The sequence below is a fragment of the Sphingomonas sp. CCH9-E2 genome, from assembly GCF_001557215.1.
In the GTDB taxonomy this organism is placed as follows: domain Bacteria; phylum Pseudomonadota; class Alphaproteobacteria; order Sphingomonadales; family Sphingomonadaceae; genus Sphingomonas.
Map to the genome: position 1 here is coordinate 1 of NZ_LSJM01000111.1, position 19,328 is coordinate 19,328.

The following is a 19,328-nucleotide window of genomic DNA, read 5'->3' on the forward strand; positions in this document are numbered from 1 at the left end:
CCCGCCCCCCGATAAAGGCCCCGCTTCCGCTCGCGCGGCCCCTTCGTCTAGCGGTCTAGGACGTCGCCCTCTCACGGCGAAAACACGGGTTCGAGTCCCGTAGGGGTCACCACTCAGGCATAAGTGCCTGAAAGTGCGGATTTTACGTCTCTTTTACCCGTCGTGTGTACAGAAGATGGGTACAGAACGACGTGAAAAAGACCAGCATGGCGACGCCTTTCGCGGATCCAAGGACCGGACAGCTCTATTTCCGCCGGGCGGTACCAGAGGCGCTGCGGGCTGCATTCGACGGGAAGGCGCAGGTCAAGGTGACGCTGCGAACCAAGGACCCGGCCGAGGCGAAGATCGCATTCGCGCGTGAGAACGCGAGGTTCGAGGAGCAGCTGGCCGATGCACGGCGCCGGATGGCCGAGGGTACGCTGTTGCCCACCCCTGCCGCGCTAGTGCGACGCTGGTGCGAGGGACCGGCCGGCGATACGGCGCTTACTGGCGCTCAGCGCCTGATCATGACCTTCATGGAGCTCGATGCGGCGGCGGGTAGCCGCTGCTCGGCCGGTGCTGACGACATCTTCCCGCCGGCTGTGCTCGGGCCTGCCGCGAACACCGACTGGACCGCAGTGCTAGGCGACCGGGCTCGCTTCGAGACGATCCTATCGCAGGCCTATGACGGCGACGCCGAGCGTACGGGCTCGAACTGGATACGCACGCGCTGGCACGACTCGCCCGAGAGCTGGCGGCATTGCCTGGACGGACCAGTAGCGCGCTTGCGCGCCTTCGACGACAGCGCCGAACGGTTTTCGGACGAGGCGCTCGCGACCGCGCTGCTGGGGGTCATCGATGCGAAGCGGTCCGGCGATGACGAAGTCAACCGCGCGCGTCTCGCCAACAAGCGGCCACGCGCGCCGCAGTCGCGGCTGCGGCCGACCATGCGGCTCAAGCAACTGTATCGCGAGTGGAAGGATGGCCGGGAGCCGCGGCCTCAAACTGCCTTGGAGTTCGAAGCCGCGGTCGATGATTTCATCGACTTTGCCGGCGACATTCCCGTTTCCACGATCGATGCCGATCTGCTCTACGATTATCGCGACGCGGCAGCGGGGCTGCCGGCGTCGATGCCCCGCCCCGACCGCGAGCTTCCTTTCAACGCGCGTTTGGAGAAACACGCCGATACCTACCCGAAGTGCTCGCCGCCGACGCTCAAGAAGCGGATCGGTGCGCTTCAGGCGTTGCTGACTTACGCCGTCGATCAGCGTTGGCTGGCGACCAATCCCGGGATTCGCATCAAGATCGAGGGCTATTCGAAAGGCAAGCGCACGCGGCGGGCGTTCGAGGATCATGAACTGGCCGCTCTCTTCGCCGCGCCGCTGTTCGTCGATCCGGCCGGCTGGAACTCGCGCTCGCGGATCAGCGACGTGACGATCTTCTGGCTGTTCCTGCTGGCGGGGACCACCGGCGCCCGGCTGGAGGAAGTCGGCCAGGTCGCACTCGCCGATGTGAAGCGGGACGGCCAGATCGTCTATCTCGACATCGACTCCTATTCGCTCGAGGCGGACGACGATGTCGGCAAGACGGTAAAAAATGAGGAATCGGTTCGCCTGGTACCGATCCATCGCAAGCTGATCGAACTCGGGTTCAACGATTATCTCAAGGCACTGACCGTGCACGGCCATACCCAGCTCTTCCCTGACCTCAAGGAGAACAGTTTGGGCAAGCGGACCAAGGAAGCGAGCCAGCGCGTCAATCGCATCGTGGATCGTCACGTGGCGCGCGATCGCCGCCTGGTGTTCTATTCGCTCAGACATGCGTTCAAGGCCAAGGGCAATGATGCCGGCATCACCGACAAAACGCTGGATCAGATCTGCGGGCATGCGCCGCTGACGACCGGCGGGCGATATGGCCTGACACCGCGGATCAGAACGCTCGACCGTGCGCTGCACCGGATCGACTTCTCCTGCATCGACTGGGAGCCGATTGTCGCGGCTTTGAAGCTGGTGGATTGGGAAGCTCTGCTTCGCGCCAAGCAGCCATCCGATTCGCCTTGATCAGTTCGAGCTGATCTTTACTGTCTTCTGAGCAACGACAAGCTGCCGATCATTCGCGCAAGCGACTATCCATGCGGTGCAGGTCGATCCAACCTCTGGCCCATCCCAGCTTGATCAACCGGGTTACGACGGCAAACTGTCGCCAAATCGATGGTTCACCATAGCTGGAGTGACCATCATGTCTGATCCCGATGTTGTCGTAGTGCTTGCCGAGCCTGAGGAGCCGTTCGAATATTTCAGCCCGACGCTTGCTCGCCTTCCGGCGGAGAGCCGGCCGAACCCCCTTCCCGCCTGTGCAAGCTGTCCGGCGTCCGGCTGGTATACCACGACGAGCGGCCTCGCGTGCTATTGCACGAGCTACGGCCGCACCGTCTGGTCGAAGGTCGCGCCGCCGGTGACCGCGTGCGACGGTCGTGAGAAGGCCTTGGCGAGATTGCCGAGCGCAGCGCCCCCCGGCTAATCCCCGAACGCCACGCGCGAATGCAAGGGAAGCGCACGAAGGGCCCAAGTGGAGCCAGAATGCAGAAGCTGTACCTCTCAGACCCACTGGCCGATTTGTTGGAGCGCTCGGGGCTGTCGCCCAAGCAGGTCAACATGTCGTTGGAGCGGCAAGCGCGCCTCCGGTATCCGACCGTCCTGGCTCCCGGGCACGTCTATCTGAGACAGATCCGCGAGCATACTGGCGTGAACGTGGTGATGATCTCGCGCCGATACAGGCGCCTGCTGGTTCAGATCGAGCAGATGAAGAACGGCAAATGGCAATGGATATATAAAGAGCGAAGCCAAACCGACATCGAGTTTGCCTGTCCAGCCGATATCCCTCACACGCTCGAGGCGGCCCTGCCCGGCCGACCGCTCAACAGCCTCATCGATCCGACCACACCGGCCTTGGGGTGTTTGATCATCGACGCATGTTCACGCGATCGGCACGGCTGGTTGAACCCTTCGATCAAGCCAGGCTGGCGGGCAATCTGATCGCGACGGACATCCCACTTCTCGGGCGCATCGCGACGGACTAGCGTCCTCCCATGACAGACCAAGCGCAACCCCGCCTCGGTGCCGGGCATCTCGACGAGTTGGCGATCATTGCCCTCATCACCGTCGCGGGCTCGACCGCCAAGACGCCCTGGCCAGAACTCGACGAGAATGAGCGCGCCCGGCTGCGTACACGCATGAAGCTCATCAGCCGCCATGATTGGCCCTCGAACTTGCGCGAGGACCCGCAACTGCGCCGCGGTTACACGTTGCGTCAGTGTTTCCGGCTGCTGTCGGCCTTGATGCTGCTCGATGCTCATATGCCGCCCAGCATCGCCATTCCCGTGGCGCGCAGCAATGAGATCGCGCTTCTTCGTCTTATCGCCAAGCGCTTGGCCGACCCTGATGCTGAGGTGAGCCCGACCGATGCGGTGGCGGTCATTTTACTAGGCCATTTTTGGGAATGGCTGGATCCAGCCGGATGGAAAGAGGCCGAGCCCTATCGTGCTCGCCTGATACAGCGTTCGCAGCTGACGAAGCTATGGTCCGACGAGCTCGGCCTTGGAACAGCTGGACAGCGGCTGGTGCTCGACATGGGTGGCTCGGCCCAGACGATGTGGCGATGGATTCGTACGCGCCGCCTTCTGCCAGATGATGCCCTTTCCGCGTTTCTGGCCGAGGTGGAGGGCCTACACCGGGAGCCCGATTATCGCCCTTTCGATGAGCTTTCCAGACGACGATAGCTGTTTCGGGGTCCCACGACCCCGACAACTTGACATCTCGTCTTACGGGCGGTATTCCGGTGCCAAGGAGGTAACCGATGTCGCACGAACTCACTCTGGCTCAGGTGCGCCCCTGGGGCAGCACGCTCCAGCCGGTCACGCTCGGACGATCCCACGTCATGCTGCAGGCGCCCGATGGTCATCTGTGGGACTCCGTGCGCGACGCGTTCTGGGGTCATCACCTCGATATGTGCATGTGCGAAGACCAGGCCGATCAGCTCGAACTGATGCGCGCGACCCTGCGCTGCGTTGCCGAGGAAATGCACCGGATCGATCCCGCCGCCATGATCGAGCACCTGTTCGACGGAAGCGAGCTGTTCTTCCGCCACTACATGCTCGACCTCTCGAACCGGGAGATGCTCGAGCATGTCGGCACCGTATTCAAGCATGCTCAACTCTCCGCGTTCGGCTGGTCGGTGCTCGCCATGCTCGAAGCGACCAAGCCAGTCATCGTCGACCATGACGACCCGGCTCAGCAGCGCTCTGCCTGCATCCAGCGCGGCGAGCTGCGCATCCTCTCGAACTAAGGAGATTGATCATGCCCGACAGCAACACGTTCAGGTTCAACAATGGCCCCTCCCCGGTCGCAGGCGGCACGCTGTTCGAGCGCATGCGGCGTGCGAGGCAAATGCCGGTCCACGATCTGCAGGATGATATTCCGCGCTTCCTGAGCGCGCCTGCGACCGGCACCCGCGACCTCGTTGTCGTGGAGCCGACCGCCCCCGCTGAGGACCGTGCTGTGCGCTTCACGCGCGGGGAAGTCGATGGGCAGCCTGCGGTCGTGATGCAGGAGCGCGGCGACAACGGTGCATGGGCCGACAGCTGGTCGCTTCCGACCGACTCGCTCGATGCTCGCGAAGGGATGATCGGCTGGCTCAACACCCAGAGCCATCGGTGGGATCGGTTCGCGCGCATGCTGCACCGGCGTGGGCCCGACGAACTGACGCATTGGATCTTCGAGCTGATGGTGGTGCCGAGTACGGTTCATGCCACCCCGCCCCGCTTCCAGCCGCAGCGCTGGACGACGATCAATCAGTACGCCCGTCCCGCGCGCATCGTGGACGACTGCGCTTGCCGGCCCGGTAGCGTCCAGAGCACGCGCGACTTCTGATCGAGGCCACCATGTTCCACGACAGGAATTGGTTCTTCACCGACGAGTCCACCATGATGTGGGGTCAGCAGCTCGAATATGTCGATGGCGAGCGCGATCCCGACTATGTGGTTACGCCCGATCGGCGGCGCTTCAGCACATTGCGGCACGCATTCGCGCTGTACCGGGTCGGCAGTGGTGAACGCGGTCCGGGTGACGAGCAGTTGGAGGTGATGCGCCGGACCATGGCGTGGCTGCACTGCGGGCGTTATGAGCAGCCGATATTCAAGGCCGGCGCTAAATGCGCGGCGTCGTCGCGTCACCCGAAGGTCGATGACCGCCGCGCAGTCTGCGACATCTTCGGCGGCTCGACTGCGCTGTACGAACACTATCTTCTTCATCTCGAAATGCTCGGTCTGGCGACGGTAATCGCCAAGCACGGCTATGTACTCACGCGTGAGGGGCAGGCTGCGCTCATCATGCTCGAGCTGACCAGACCGCAGTCGAGCATCGCCACCAGCGTTGGATGGCTCGAATATCTGCACAGCACCAATCGCTGGGTGACCGTGGAGCCGAATCTGTGGGCAAGCGGCATCATTGTCGCGTCGGACGGTGATGAAGACGAGGACGAGTGAGCGCGCTTGGCAACCCCTTTCGACAACTATCAATGAAACACGGTCAGTCGGCAAAGCGCCCTAATTTCAGTCGTTGCGGCTTGCCTGCCGATCGCATGAAAGCAGACATGGTCACAGTTGGAAAAGGCACATCGATTGCCCGACATTGCGTAGAAGCGTTGAATGACGCGGATCGAAGAGCTTCGGCGTCGGAATTGCTCGCGAGTTAAATCTCGATCGGAACCTCGACAAGCACGGGGACCAATGCAGAAATTGGCGTGTGAAGGTCGACTTCAACGCCCGGCGTTTCAAGGCTGATCACCAGCGCGTAGCGAGCCTGTTGGTCATATCTTCCAAGCGATTTGCGCTCTCGCCACCACCCTGAGATCGGATGGACATATAGAGCATTGCGAGCGGCAAGTTCGACGGCTGGCCCCTCCCAAATATCGACATGCAGCGAACCCGACGAGATTTGCTTTCCACCAAATAACCAGCCGTCATTCGTTTCATTGACCGCGCGCGGAGCGTCTTTGTCGTATCCTTCGGCGTTGTTGCGGCGATTGAAGTTCCCAATCGTCTCACGTGAGCGCTTTAGATCGAAACGCAGGCCGAAGGACTGGTAGCGTGCCGGATCCAGATTGGTGGCAAAGCTGGGGTTGGGTTCCACGAAATACGAGAGGGCGACTTTTAATCTCACCCGAGTGTTGTCGAGCGCCTCAAGCACGTCCTGGGGCCAGGGAAGCTGATAGATATGCGACTCGTTGAATCGCACGCTGCCGCCTTCCATGCGGAACGGACGTATCGTGTTTTGTGCCACCAGGGCGAGATCATCGATGGCTGACGCCATCGCACGCCCCAGATCGGGGATACCGTAACCGAACCGCCTGAGGCAGTCAGCCTTGTCTCGCTTTGTCGCGCACTGCGCGACGAGTTCATACATGTGCCCGGTCCAACGAGCACTATGCACCATCAGCGCACGGATCGTTTCCGGCCAGTACTGCGGATAGGCCGCGGTCAGCTGCGCTGCCATCCGGGCCGCCTGCGCGGTTGCGGCGCTTGTCGCCCAGAATGCGTCCAGCGGCTTCTGGGCGACAAGGCGGGAGGCCGTAAGGAGGGAAAGGGAATCGAGTCCCGCTACCGCTTCTGCACCGCAGGGGCTGAGCGCCCTGTTCCCGGCCTCGAAGACGAGTTCGGGTTTGAACGGAGATTGGCTGGTGTCCCAGAGGAAGGATGTCCGGCTGTAAGGACTGGCGGCACCAACCGGTGCCATCGTGGTCCAGCCGTCGTAGCCTACCTCGCCTATCCCGGCCTTGTCCGTATATCCGCCGATCGTAAGGGCGTTCCACGCCTGGGACGGGTCTTCTGCCGGGAAGGCATCAGCGTCCGCGATTTCGGCAGCAATGGAATTGTCGGGAATATTGCCAGCAGAGAGCAGTATTAGCCGCCGGGGCGACGGATTTTCAGCGTCCTCCGATTCCGCTCCGGCCGCCGCCTGGTCGATGGCCGCACTCCATGCCGTCGCGTCTGATCCGCTGCGTCCCTCGTTGGTGACCGCCATGCAGAAAACACGGTCACGATCCGGATTGTTGATCTCCGCGAGCAGAATGGCGCTCTGGGTGATCGGTCCGTAGGAATGGGGATCGTTGTCCGGCACGCCGAGAGGGGGCAGAACCTTGACTGATTCCAGACGGTGGTTGAGCTCGATTGGCTGATTGCTCGCGAGCGGACCGACAAGATCCCCATGCAAGGCAAGACCCGCCATGCCGGTCCCATGGCCAGCGCCGTGTTCGTGATCGTCCCCGCCCCAGGCGGTGTCGATCGCCATCAGATCTTCTGGCGACAGAGCGGGTTCTATCAGGGGATGCGCCCGATTGACCCCTGTGTCGAGCAGGCAGACCGCCGGCGCGTCATTGCCGGGCCAAGTTACACGCTCTGCGAGATCATCGATAAATGCCGGAACGTCGTCCTTCAGGTCCCGGGTAAACACCAGCGGGCTGTCGCTCGCGCGACGCAGCTCCGAAATGCCTGCGGTTGCAAACAGCAACATCTCAATTGATGCGCGCCGTCCGTATGCCGGGATCACCGTCGTCTCCGGAAAACGCAGAAAGGTGTCGGGGGTGCCGAGATGCAGCCCCAACACCGCGGCGCTGCCCAGAACTCTGTCGATGCGATCGTTGAAGCACCAGAGCGCCCACCACATCTGCGCCTGGGGGTCTTCCGGCAGTGCCTCGAGAGCATCGCGCCAGAAACTTTGCAGGCGCGCCGCGCGAATGTGCTCGATCGGTTCGACCCGGGTCTTCTTGGGCGGCGATCCCTTTTCGCTCAGTTCCCCGTTTGTGTAATCTTCAAACACCTGGGAAAAGGCGTCGCGCATGTTATCCGGGACGAAAAGGGCAATGCGGCGCACGCCGTTCTCGTCGATGATTTCGGCCGCTTGCCGTGTGCCTTCCCTTTGCCGTTCAAGGTTGGTGGCGCCTGCTCCCCGATTGAGTTCGACCTCAATGAAAACGCCGCCAGCAGGCTCAAGGTCCGCTGGCTGATCGGCCAAGCCGCGCTGTTCGGCCTCAGCCTCCGCAAAGGCATTGCCAATTTCCGCTATGAGGCGGAGGCCATGATCCCCGCGAACCCTGTTCAGCGCGCGCTGGCGCGCATTACTGCCTGGCGACTTGAAGGCACGGCGCTGGGCAAGCGGGGTGATGTCGATGTGGGGTCGGTTGTGTTCGCTCACAGGGCTCAGCGCTTCACCGCAAACGCCGTTCGCATGGCCTGGCGCTCAGTGAGCCTGGCGATGACCTCCTGGGTGGTCGTCTGCTTCCTCTGCTCGAGGATCGCAGTCTTGACGACTTCATCCGCAGCGCGGGCGACTTCAGCCTGACTCAATCCGTGTGCCGCCTGCTCGATTGCAGCCCAACCAGCGCGCTGAAACTTGAGGGGTTTGAGGTTGGCCTTGATGACGGCGCGAATCTGCGCGGCGGTCGGCATCTCAAATTCCAGCACGTCATCGAACCGGCGTAGAAGCGCCCGGTCCAGAAGCTCCGGATGGTTGGTCGCTGCGATTATCGGGCTGTCTGTCGATGTCTTTTCCTCCATGAACTGGAGGAAGCTGTTGAGCACCCGGCGCATTTCGGCGACGTCGTTGGTCGCGGTGCGATGACCGCCCACAGCGTCGAATTCATCGAACAGATAGACCCCGCGCCGACGCCGGGTTTCATCGAAAACCAGACGCAGTTTTGCGGCGGTCTCACCCATATAGCGGGTGATCAGCGTTTCGAGCCGAATGATGAAGAGCGGAAGCTTCAGCTCTCCGGCGATCGCCTCGGCCGTCATGGTCTTGCCCGATCCCGGAGGGCCAACGAACAGCAGGCTTCGTGAAGGAACCTTGCCATGTTCGCGCAGCCAATCGCGTCTCCGCTGCTGCAAGAGCGTCCCATTGAGCCGCTCGGACACTGACGCGCTCAGAATAACGTCCTGAAGATCAACCACAGGATCGCGGTAGTCGAGAAGTCCTTCGAGATCACCACGCGGGGCAGCAAAGGATACGGGAATAGATGCTTTAACCCCGCCCGCACCTCGCGCAGCATCGACTGCGGAACGAAGTTCATTCGCGGTTTCTCGATGGCCTTGTCGTGCTTCGGAGGCGGCAACTTGCAAGGCAATAGAATAGAACTGCGCGTCGTCGCCTTCGGCTCGACTGCGTAGCATCGCCAGTATTTGCTTGGCGTTTGACATCTATCCTACTTTCCATCCCCCCGCGTTGCCAACCTCGGACGCTACCAGCGATACGTTATGCTCCTTGAAAATTGAAGTGAGATCGTCGCCTTGGGCCATTCGATCACCCGAACTGGCTCAGGCCGTGAGTGCCGCTTTGCGAACGTCCTCGCTTGCCGTCGCGCCAGAAACCTAGGGCGCGATCGGTTGTCATGCGATGAACTCTTCAGCACATGTTGAGCACGTGCGGACAAATGCGGACGACGGGCTGCCGTATAGACAGACGTTAGGCGCCGACTGCGGAATGGCGGAAATTCGTCGGAAATTGCCTGTTGCGATCTAGCCTAGGAATGGCGGCTTTGCCGGATTGGCTATTTGGAACCTGCCGTTCAGCAACCGGCCCAACTTTGGTCATCAACTTGAAAAGATCGGCGGGTAGAACTTGAGCAGGTGGCGTCAGTCCGCCTCATTGCTCGCTGTCCTGCGCGCCAGGAAAGCGCGATCGTTTACCAATCATCTTCCTCGTCATCTTGCACTTTGACCAGGTGCTGATCGTTGGGGAAGTACAGGAGGGCGGCGGACTCGCCGGACGCATGCTGTACGATAAGTGTGACACCCAGTTCCTCCTCGCCATCAGAAGCGGGTTCGCCAAGCCAGAAACTTCGGGTCGTGTTATGGCGATCCTGCCCTGTAGGTGGGCCCCGATAAATATCGCAAACACTGAGCGGCTTGGCAAAGAATGACTCGGTCCCATCGGGGTCCGCCAAGGGATCGCCCGTAAGGATTATGCAATGTCGTTGAAAAACAGCGCTGAGCGGCACCATCGATAAAGCCATTAAAATTCTCCTTGCAGGGGGGAAGTATGGGAAGACAGGTAAAAATTTGTCCTCAAGCTTGGCTGCAGCCAGCCCAGAACCTTCCGCTTTAGGTGCATCTGACTTCCATTTCGCATCGGATTGGCTGCCACGAAATATGCGCCATGACCCGTCGTCGCTTGCGGGAACGGCGCCCGGCTCGGGAAGGCCGGGCGACGTCCGCAAGTACCTTGGGCCGCTGCGTTCGACCACGCTACGCCGCGATGGCATAGCTCCTTGGATAGAGGCCGGTGCGCGCCCACCACTTCTCGGCAAGGGCCTTTCTGGCCTTCTCGGTACGCAGCCAGTTCTGTCGGACGCGACCCACATCGGGATGCGAGCGGTCATAGGCTCGCATGGTGATCAGCATGTGCACGTGCGGGAGAATGGCGGGCTGGTCGCCCTCCCCGTCACGGTAATGAACCGCCCAGTCGACCACCATGCCTTGACTTACGAGGAAATCCTCGGCGAAGCCTTCGATGATCGTACGCCAGCCCGCGACATCGCCGCCGAGCGGCAACGATCCGACCACATGGGCGCAGACGGGTTCATCGGGACGGATTTCGGCGGCGTGAGCATCGGCTCGCTCCCACAGGGCGATAACATCCAAGGCGGGGTCGTTCGCACGAGCCGGCGCACAGCGCCCGAACGCGGCCAGGTCGGTGCGCTTCGACCAGTCTGGAGTCGGCCCGAACGTATCGATCCCGTGCTGGCGGCGGATGTAGAGCCAACTCGCTTTGGCGGTGCGGTGCGTACGGAGCAGTTCGGGCGTGTAGCGTTCGCTGCGCTGGTAAACCACGTAGCGCAGGTTGAACGGACGGTGGTGGTAGAAAGCATCCATGACTTTTTCCTTTCTGGATTGGTGACCGCAAGCGGTCGGGTCCGGCGGCGGCATGCCGCGACGGATTTCAGTGATCTGGGCGTGCGTGCGCGTCAGGCGCGGTGACGTTCGCGCCAGGTTATCGAGCGAGTGGCCGGTGCATGACAGGCGGCGTGATCGGCAAGCCAAGCGCGCTCTTCCTCCGCTGCATCGCCAGCGATTTCCTTCCACCAGCAGCGGAGCTTCGGATCCCAGCGGTACCCGTGCGCCTTGAGCCGATCCTTTGCGTCGTACGGCGCGCCTTGAGCGGTGACCCGGACCGTCGGATGCTGCGCGGAGAGGATCATCTCGCTGCACACCGTACGGCCCGACCGCAGCGGTGCGGCAAGCAGCGCGACAAGCGCAGCGACATCGGCGTCAGCCCGGTGGCGGGCGTTGAAGAACCCGCCCACCTCGCCAAGTAACGCGCCGAGCTGGCGTCCTTCATAGCCGTTGGCACGCCAGTCGATGTCCTTCAGCGTGCAAGCCCAGGGCTTCCCTACGATTGCTGGGTAGCGCTGCTCGATCCAGGCGGCGTCGAAACTCGCGTTATGCGCAACGATGAGGTCGGCGGCGGACAACAGACCTAGCGCCGCGGCATCGTCGATGCGTTTCCCGGCAAGGTCGCTATCGTTCAGCCCGGTCAACGTCACGATTTCGGGCGGCAGCGGATAGCCGGGGTCCTCCAACCAGTCATGTACCGGTCCGATGCCGACAAGGCGGCCGCGCGCATCGAACGACACGGGACAAATCGCCAGTTCGATGATGTGCCCGGTTGCTGGGTCGAGCGAGGTGGTTTCGGTATCCAGGATTGCTGCGGTGCGTATCCGGCCTTCAGGTTCGGGCAGCGGCAGCAGGTCGAGCGGCGGCAGCGAGCGCAGGATACGATAGTCGGGATGCGCTTCGAGCAAAGCTGCGGCGCGTTCGGTATCAGGTGAGAGCCATGGTCGCATGATCTCGTGTCCTCAAGCGACAAGGCCCCGCGCGAGCGGGGCCTTGTCGGCGTTGTGCAGGGAATGGAATTCAGACGTAGAAGAGCCCGTCTTCGAAGCTCATCCACCGGGCTGCCTCGTCGCCCGCGTCGCGCTTGCCGCGATAGTCATGATAATAGCTGGTGAACGAGGCTGCCCGCCCGAACGGCCGCGAAGCCAGGATCGCCTTCATCTCCGGGCGATCCGCTTCGAGATCCATGAGCTTCTCACGCAGCGGCAGCAGCGTTTCGAAGAAGGCATCCGGCAGTCCGCCGAGAAATGACGCGCCATGCGCCCATAGCATCAGCCGCGCCACGGCGATGGTCAGTGCCACCCCCTCGGCTGCGGCAGGTGCGTCCCGGCGCCACCATCGCGCGACATCCTGGTCGGTAGTTGGGCTCATCGTGATGCCGAGCCGGCGGCACAGCGGCACCTCGTCATGTCCGGCGCCGAACATCGCCGTCGGGTCGACCAGCCCCTGCCCCTTTGCCAATGCGCCAAGCTTCGGTTCGACGAAGAACCGCCGCGCCGCTGCTTCGATTGCCAGGACGTTGCAATCCAACCCGGTGATGATCGTCGGCACGCTGGGGACCAGTGCGTCTTCCACCAGCACCGGCAGCGGGAACTCAAGATCGCGCGCGTCCGACAAGCAGGTGGCGATCACATCGCGATGGCCGTCAGCGCGCTCACTGAGCGTCAGCACGGCGGCGGCGACCGGCTTACGCGCCAGCGTGGTGCAAGGCGGCATGTCATCGACGGGCACGCAGGCGATGCCAACCGCCTGGATCAGCGGCGGCATATATGGGGATTTCATGAGCTGTTCTCCTGGATGGAGAACCAGGAAGCCAAGAGCCAAATGTCAGCTCTTTTCCTCTACTTCCCAGTTCTCACTCACAAGCGCAGCGTTCCTCAAATCGCAGGTCGGCCGGAGCCGGATGCCTGCGATCACCCTGCCACCCCGCGACGTGCCGACCAGCCGATGGCGGTAATGGTCGTGCTAGCGGGAGCGCTCGCCGATATCGCGGCCCGGCGGACGCGCGTGTCCGTCAGAGCCGGCGAGCGCCTGCACCGCCGCGATGACTTGCGCGCGCATGGCAGGCGTCATGTATTGGCTGGCGCCAGGCGGGCCTGCATTGTCGATCATCAACCGCTGTGCGAGTTTGGGATCGTTCCATTGCATCCACTGCTCGCCAAACATGCGGGAAGTGTCCTTGCTGACGCCGACGCCGAGCTGAGGATGATGGACGATCCAGTCGGCATGCAGCCGCGCTTGTGCGAGGTGCTCGACCATGGCGGGCGCGAGGCGCGCGCCGTCAGCCGTGGTGACTGGCAGCTTCCCTCGAGCGCGCCGCAACGCGAACCCCGCCCGCCGGTGGTCAAGCCGCCGCGCAAGGTTCGGCTCGAGCGCTCCGGTAACGCCCTGGCCGTGGCGTGCAGCCGACGCGAGCAACGCAAGGAGTGCGCGCTCATGGCCATAGCGGGCGACGATCGCCACCAGCGCCGGCGGCGCATCCGCCGGCAACTTCATGAGGTCGCCGGATGCCGGCGCCCAGCGCGGTGTATCCGCGACCAGCGCCATGGCAAGCTCGGCGGCAGGCGCCAATCGTCCTTTCGCATCCCACAGCGGCGGCGGGGCGGGCAGCCGGCCCGACAACCCTTCGGCCTTGCGGGCGATATCCTGGGCTAGGTCTGCCGGCAGACGATGTACGCCGTCGAGCACCGCTTGCCGAACCTCGGCAACGGTACGCAGGCGCTCATGATCGTTCTGCCAGGACGCGTAGAGCTCGGCGACATTGGGCGGCGCATGCGGTGCGATCACAAGGCCGCGCTCGCCATCTGCCAGCCAATCGGCATTTAGGGCGATAAGCGCCAGGAAGCGGAGGTAACGGTCATGTTCGCGCACGCGCTGCGCTTCGGTCGCCTGCGCCGCTGCGGTATCGGCTTGCGCCTTGGCGTCCCGCTCGATCTCAGCCACACGTGCTTCGACCCAGCTGATCCACTCAGGCGAGAGGTCGGGCGATCGCGCGGGATCGATAATAGCGGGCGCGATCGCGAGCGGTTTGGTCGGCTCTCTCGCCTTCGCAGGTGCGGGGGACTCGACATCGACGATGGTCGATATGCCGGCCGTCGAAGCGTGGTCGCGATGCTGGGCTGGCACGGCCGCTGATGCCGAACGACATGCCACATCATCCCGTCCGACCGGCATAACGACGGTCGGACAAACAGCCCGGGGCGCTTGGCGCTGTCCGACCGATCCCGGCTGCGAGGGCCAAGTCGCGGGCACGAGCGATGTGGCGACGGGCGCCACTTGCGAGAGCTTCTTCGCAGGGGCGGCGGCCGGCAGCTGAGTGCCGGGCGTCGATGGCGAGCGGACGTGGGAGCGTTGACGCCGAACAGGCGGGATCGCGCTCGGACGCCGCGCGGAGGTCGCGACCAGTTCGGCGATCGTGATCCGCTCTGATGGTCGAGCAGCTACAGTGCGGTCGCGATCGACGTCACGTGGGATCGTGGGCCAGCGCACAGCATGTTCGGCTCGCCCGGGCGCGATGATCGCACGCGACGGCGAACGCAGTCTGTCCACTGGCGGCTCGACCGGGGCCCCCAACGAGGGCACACGCATGGCGGTGTCATCGAGCATCGCCGCATCGTGCAGGTTCGGTGCATCGATCAGCAACGTATCGCCCTCGGTTGGGGCACCCACGGCATCAGTCCGGTGCCGCAACCCATCCGCAACACGACTCGCCGCCGCAAGCATCGCGGTGGAGAGTTCCGGAAGCGATCGACTACCCATTGGCGTGCTCGGCCCCGCAGGCGCGGCCAGCCCATGGACCGGCTGCTCAGTGAGGACAGAAAGCGGCCGCGCAACCGTAGCCGCCAGCGCGGCGAGGCGCTCAACGCGGCGACGAAGGCGAGCATTGCGTTGGTCGATGCGCTCGACCGCTGCCAGCGCTTCATTCGTCGCGATCGTACGAGCATTGCGCGCGTTGGCCGTAACATGCTCGCCTTCGCGGGCCAGCCTTGTCTTGTGCGGCCCGAGCTTCTCGGTGGGCTTATGCTTGAGGCCGCGCGCAGCGTGACTGAGATGGGTGTAGATGCGATCCTTGCCGGCGATCTGGACAATCGCGGTCATGATCGTGGCGAAGTCGCGCCGAAACTCCTCGAACATCGCCGGATTATCGAGATCGGTGCGCAAGCCTCGCGCGACCCGCCAGGCATAGCGACCAGTCCTGTACGCAGGTCGGAAGCTGGTCACGACGTGGCCGTGATAGTTGCACTGATTGCCTTCCTTGCTCGGCTTGTGGAGCGCCGCGACATACGGCAGATCGTGAACGCCGAGCTTCTCTTCGCACCAGATGCGCAGGATCCTCAGCCGCTCCTTCGGCGTCACGTCATGCGGCAGCTGGACGATGAACGTAACCGCAACCTTGGCATTCGCGCGCGCGGCCCGGCTGGCGTCCTCGACCAACGTCATGCCTTGCGCGATCTCGTGCCGGGTCTCGCCCATGTTGGAGAAGTACGCCCCCTCCCCTGGGACTTGCTCGAGGCTGTCAGCCTTGGTGACGTAATAGGACAGCCGCCTCATGCAGCCGTAAGCGCTGGTCCTGGCCGAGAGGTAGGTCGATGACATGAACACGCCGACCCGCCCGCGGCGATCGAGGATCGGCCCTGAATAGGTAGCGAGCGCGAAAGGCGGCTTGGGCGTGCGGATGCCGGGAGCTGTCGGATTGCGGCCGGCGCCGCGGTCAGGCGCGGACTGGTCGCGCTGACCCCTGTCGACCTTCACCTTGCCATTCATCGACCGCCAGAATTCATCGATACCGCGTTGGCGCTCGGCTTCCTCGCGCTCGAGCTCGCGGCGGATGCGCCTGTCCGCGACGGCCTCGACCCTGTCGCGATGCGCCTCCAGCTGCGCGCGCCGCATGCGCTCGGCATCGTCCTTGCGCTGCACGAAATATGGACGGATCTCGGCAAAGCGGGCATGATCGGGCCCGGGCACGTTCGCCAGCGGCTCGGGCCGTGGCGCATCCTTCGGCCGGTAAGGGAACCGGCCCCTCTTCCGTTCTGGCTCGCCAGAACATTTCTCTCGCTGATCTTCCATTGGGGCATGGTGGCCCCGCCGTCCAATGCTATCCCGGTTGAATAGGCGCCTGCGTCCTAATGGGCGGCTGCGGCCCGAACATTGCGCAGGAGCTTAATCAACCGGGTTTTCCACGCTGGTCTCATGCTGATGCGTTTCCGAAAGGAGATGCCCATGTCCACGTCTCGCGCGCCCGCGAGCCACACAAGCGATGAGCGGGTCACACGCGCTCGGCGGGCCGATGCGCTCATCGCCAAGCTCGAAAGCACGATCGCGCTGACCGCTGCCCAGCGCAGGCAGGCCCTCGGCGTCCTTGCCGCTCCCGGGCTGGTCGAGCCGCATAGGGATCATCACGCCTATGCGCTCGGCGCCGACCAGGCCGATTGCGAGCTCGCAACTGGCGATGCCCGCCTGATGCGCGGCTTGATGAGTCTTGGCCCAACGCGACTTGCAGACATGCTCGAGACTGCAGCAGCGCTAGCGCCGTCGATCCTCGTGACGCGACTCTGGCGCGATCTGCTTGATGCGGATCCTGCCGACTTCGACCGGCGTGGCGCCGCCGTCGATGCAAAGCGTCTGCAGGCCGCAAATGCAGTCAGTCAGGATCAGCGCAGCGTCTTCGAAGCAGCGGTGGCCCGCTGCGGGATCGTCGAGGTTCATCGCGACCAGCGCGCCTTCACGCTCGGCGCCGATCTCTATTATTGCGGCCTCATCGCTGACGACGCGAACGCCATGCTTGGTCTGATGAGCATCGGCCCCGTGCGGCTCGCCGAACAGCTGCGCCGCGCGGGCGCCCTCCGTGGTGAGCTGTACGTTGCGCGGCTGTGGCCCGAACTGCTGGCGATACATCGGGACGACTATGAGGCGCGTGGCCGCTATGTCAGCTGGCAGCGGCGCTGGGCGAGATACTCGGTTGAAGTCGAGGCCTGGCGTGTGAGCTCGCGCCGCGAGCACGACGACTGGCGCAAGCGGGCGATGACCTCGCGTCAGCGCCACTTCGTGCGCGACACCGCAATCACCCTCGGCCTCGCCATCCCCGAGGAGATGGATCGAGGCGCCGCGCACGACTGGCTGTCGCGAAGCGGCGCCAACATTATCTTCAGAAAGGAAGCCTAGACATGGCCTGGTTCACGACGGTCGATCACGGTGGCAATGAGATCGAGATATCGAGCATCGACGACATGAATGCGGTGGTCGCTGCCTATGAGGCGCGTCTCGACGAGCTTGCGCTGCTGCTCGAGGGCAAGGACCGCGAGGTCCGCCGTGGCGCTGCCGAAGAGTACCGCGCCATGATGGCACGGCGCGACCGGATCGAAACCGACGCACGCAAGGCTGATGCGCGCGCCGAGCTCGACAACGAGGACCGCTACCACCGCGATCTGGCTCAAGCGATCCGCACGAGGACGCGGCCATGACGGATCTCTACGATGCGCCGGCGCGACCGTGGGCCTTCGGTCCGTTCGTCGGGACCGACATTGTAACCCGTCAGACCGAGGCGCTGATCCAGCGCTATGATCTGCTCGATGCGCTTGCGGCAGGCGGCGAGGAACGGCGCGACCTCGATCCGGACTCGGCAGCCGATCATCGGCTCGCCGAGGTGATCGCCCGGCAGCTCGTGCCATGGGTCGACTATATTCCCGATCGCACGAGTATGGCGGCCGGCGGCGACTCATCCTGCATAACGCAGGAGGGCTGGCCGATCCCGCAAGGCGTGCGTCTGGAGGCGCTGTGCTATTCGCCATGGCTCGACCGGCTCCGCGCGCCGGATGGTACGGTCGAGGGCAAGCGCGTGTTCCGGCTCCCGCACACCGCGCAGGAATTTGCCGAGCAGTTCCAGCTGCGGGCCGGAATCGCCATTAATTTGGATGCCGAACTGCGCGATGGGTTCCATCTGACGCCAAGCGCGGTCGGTACGGTGGCCATGGACATCCGCGGGCATGCCGAGCATCCGCCCCGCGCGTTTCTGCTGCTCCTGTCGCGACACTTCGAGGCGGCGCTCGCGGCTGACAACCGGCTGGGTCGTGCGCACCCCGCACTGGAGGCCTGTGGGTTCACCCGACCGGCGATCGTTGCGTTCGAACGCCTTGCCGAGCTCGAGCGTGCCGGCGCCATCGTCCGTGAGGTCGAGCTTCATGCTCATGCCGGCGCGGTGCTGCGTCCGCTGCTGGAGGCAGCGAACGATCCGGCGTTCATCGCGGCGGCGAACGGCCCTATTCCCGGTGTTGCCTGGTCGCAGGACATCGCCGATGCCCTTGCAGCCGACCCTGCCCTGCATACGCTCTGTGAGTATCTTGCGGTCGGCACTGACGTCCTGGCGAGCTGGTACAATGCCGCCGCTGCCAGGCGCGGCACGTTCCATATCGGGTTCCGGCCCGCGGCGGCGCTCGGTCATGGACTGATCGACTCCGACATATGCGCTGCCATGGCCACGATGGTCGATGTGCGCACCGCGTTCTTGTCGGTGTTCCGCGACGCGCCGGTCACCGGTCCGGGCAGCCGCCAGTCGGCGCTCAGGAACGACATCCTGTTCAAATGGTATGGCCTGACCGGCGCCAACGACAATCTCGGTGCCGCGCTTATTGCCGATTTCGGTGCTGTTCGACCGGTCGGCAGGCGGAGCAGCGCCGCGCCAAGCAAGATTATTGATCACGATGACGATGTTCGGCGCACGCTTGCGACTATCGTCGCGCGGCTGGGCCGCGGCGGTGCCGCACAACGCACCGCCGGCCCGGGACGCAAGTCGAACACCGCCAAGGACTCGCTAAATGCGGTGAGGAACGGTGCCTGGCTTTCGCGGCTCTACCTGCCAGCACGCGGCAAGCCTGGCGCCGCTGCCCGGGCGGATGAGAGCTTGTGGCGCGACCGCTACAAGGACATCGCCTTGTGGCGGTTCATGCAGTATCCCGATCCGGCCGCTCTCAGCGAGCTAGGGCTGCGCCCCACGGACGCAAAGCGGCTGCAACATGCGATGATCGAGTTCAAACGATTGGTCATCGATCCCCATTTTCACGCGCCGTCGGAACTGACTGCGCGCCTGATGTGCGATCTTGCGACCGCCGTCAGCCCGCTCTCAGTCAACCCGGCGTTCGCACAGGCGATCCTGCAGCTCGCCCTTGCCAATGCGAACTTCACGCGTGCGCATGGCGGCAAATCGCGCAACATGAGCGAGCGCCGCAAGCGCGTCCGCGCCGAGCTGGAACATCGCGGCCTCGCCGGTGATCTCGGGTTGCGCTATATTCCCGGGCTAGATGGCTTCACCAAAGGTTTGTTGAAGCGCAAGCGCCGGCCGAAGTAACGCTCTTCTGAACAACCGGGTTGGTAAGGCGGCGCATGGGTAAGCCGGGCTCCGAAAGGAGTT

The 19,328-nt window shown here is 63.7% G+C and carries 18 protein-coding genes and 1 tRNA gene; 12 read left to right on the forward strand and 7 right to left on the reverse strand.

The window, feature by feature from the left end:
• Nucleotides 1-36 precede the first annotated feature (36 nt).
• The 8 genes from AX681_RS05970 to AX681_RS06000 all read left to right on the forward strand — a co-directional run bounded on the left by AX681_RS05970 (nt 37) and on the right by AX681_RS06000 (nt 5,521).
• Nucleotides 37-112: transfer RNA gene (locus tag AX681_RS05970), tRNA-Glu, on the forward strand.
• Between the two features lie 94 nt (nt 113-206).
• On the forward strand, nt 207-2,039 hold the full coding sequence (locus AX681_RS05975; RefSeq protein WP_066681945.1) for a site-specific integrase: 1,833 nt from the start codon (nt 207-209) through the stop codon (nt 2,037-2,039).
• 178 nt (nt 2,040-2,217) lie between these two features.
• Entirely contained in the window at nt 2,218-2,499 is a 282-nt protein-coding gene (locus tag AX681_RS21845; protein WP_156442902.1) for a hypothetical protein, read from the forward strand.
• Nucleotides 2,500-2,558: 59 nt separating this feature from the next.
• Nucleotides 2,559-3,014 (forward strand): hypothetical protein, encoded by a 456-nt coding sequence (locus tag AX681_RS05980; protein ID WP_066663771.1) that lies wholly within the window; start codon nt 2,559-2,561, stop codon nt 3,012-3,014.
• Between the two features lie 53 nt (nt 3,015-3,067).
• Complete coding sequence (locus AX681_RS05985; protein ID WP_066663773.1) at nt 3,068-3,757, forward strand: hypothetical protein; 690 nt, start codon at nt 3,068-3,070, stop codon at nt 3,755-3,757.
• Between the two features lie 77 nt (nt 3,758-3,834).
• Nucleotides 3,835-4,323: a hypothetical protein gene (locus tag AX681_RS05990; RefSeq protein WP_156442903.1), complete on the forward strand. Its 489-nt coding sequence runs from the start codon at nt 3,835-3,837 to the stop codon at nt 4,321-4,323.
• A gap of 11 nt (nt 4,324-4,334) precedes the next feature.
• Nucleotides 4,335-4,907: a hypothetical protein gene (locus AX681_RS05995; RefSeq protein ID WP_066663788.1), complete on the forward strand. Its 573-nt coding sequence runs from the start codon at nt 4,335-4,337 to the stop codon at nt 4,905-4,907.
• A gap of 11 nt (nt 4,908-4,918) precedes the next feature.
• Nucleotides 4,919-5,521, forward strand: coding sequence for a hypothetical protein (locus AX681_RS06000; protein WP_066663791.1), 603 nt, complete (start codon nt 4,919-4,921; stop codon nt 5,519-5,521).
• A 205-nt stretch (nt 5,522-5,726) separates the two neighbouring features.
• Here AX681_RS06000 and AX681_RS06005 read toward each other — a convergent pair whose 3' ends face one another.
• From AX681_RS06005 to AX681_RS06035, 7 genes are all read right to left on the reverse strand, one after another.
• Nucleotides 5,727-8,228 carry a S8 family peptidase gene (locus AX681_RS06005; protein ID WP_066663793.1) on the reverse strand — a complete coding sequence of 834 codons (2,502 nt, stop codon included), beginning with the start codon at nt 8,226-8,228 and terminating at the stop codon, nt 5,727-5,729.
• A gap of 5 nt (nt 8,229-8,233) precedes the next feature.
• Nucleotides 8,234-9,229 carry an AAA family ATPase gene (locus AX681_RS06010; protein WP_066663800.1) on the reverse strand — a complete coding sequence of 332 codons (996 nt, stop codon included), beginning with the start codon at nt 9,227-9,229 and terminating at the stop codon, nt 8,234-8,236.
• 485 nt (nt 9,230-9,714) lie between these two features.
• Nucleotides 9,715-10,275 (reverse strand): hypothetical protein, encoded by a 561-nt coding sequence (locus AX681_RS21850; RefSeq protein WP_156442904.1) that lies wholly within the window; start codon nt 10,273-10,275, stop codon nt 9,715-9,717.
• A gap of 1 nt (nt 10,276) precedes the next feature.
• Nucleotides 10,277-10,903 carry a MobA/MobL family protein gene (locus tag AX681_RS06020; protein ID WP_066663811.1) on the reverse strand — a complete coding sequence of 209 codons (627 nt, stop codon included), beginning with the start codon at nt 10,901-10,903 and terminating at the stop codon, nt 10,277-10,279.
• Nucleotides 10,904-10,995: 92 nt separating this feature from the next.
• The gene (locus tag AX681_RS06025) at nt 10,996-11,874 is read right to left on the reverse strand and encodes a 3'-5' exonuclease (protein WP_082738104.1); all 879 of its coding nucleotides are present in this window, start codon (nt 11,872-11,874) and stop codon (nt 10,996-10,998) included.
• A 70-nt stretch (nt 11,875-11,944) separates the two neighbouring features.
• Nucleotides 11,945-12,706 (reverse strand): hypothetical protein, encoded by a 762-nt coding sequence (locus tag AX681_RS06030; protein ID WP_156442905.1) that lies wholly within the window; start codon nt 12,704-12,706, stop codon nt 11,945-11,947.
• A gap of 183 nt (nt 12,707-12,889) precedes the next feature.
• Nucleotides 12,890-15,688, reverse strand: coding sequence for a MobA/MobL family protein (locus AX681_RS06035; RefSeq protein WP_197424241.1), 2,799 nt, complete (start codon nt 15,686-15,688; stop codon nt 12,890-12,892).
• A 27-nt stretch (nt 15,689-15,715) separates the two neighbouring features.
• Between AX681_RS06035 and AX681_RS22370 the strand changes: the two genes are divergently transcribed.
• The 4 genes from AX681_RS22370 (at nt 15,716) to AX681_RS06050 (ending at nt 19,265) form a co-directional block, all read left to right on the forward strand.
• Complete coding sequence (locus tag AX681_RS22370) at nt 15,716-16,036, forward strand: hypothetical protein (RefSeq protein WP_197424242.1); 321 nt, start codon at nt 15,716-15,718, stop codon at nt 16,034-16,036.
• 108 nt (nt 16,037-16,144) lie between these two features.
• The gene (locus AX681_RS06040; protein WP_156442906.1) at nt 16,145-17,086 is read left to right on the forward strand and encodes a hypothetical protein; all 942 of its coding nucleotides are present in this window, start codon (nt 16,145-16,147) and stop codon (nt 17,084-17,086) included.
• 2 nt (nt 17,087-17,088) lie between these two features.
• Nucleotides 17,089-17,385, forward strand: coding sequence for a hypothetical protein (locus AX681_RS06045; protein ID WP_066663834.1), 297 nt, complete (start codon nt 17,089-17,091; stop codon nt 17,383-17,385).
• A complete protein-coding gene (locus AX681_RS06050) occupies nt 17,382-19,265 on the forward strand; it encodes a hypothetical protein (protein WP_066663837.1) in 1,884 nt (627 codons plus the stop codon). Before AX681_RS06045 ends, AX681_RS06050 begins: the two co-directional genes overlap by 4 nt.
• Nucleotides 19,266-19,328 lie beyond the last annotated feature (63 nt).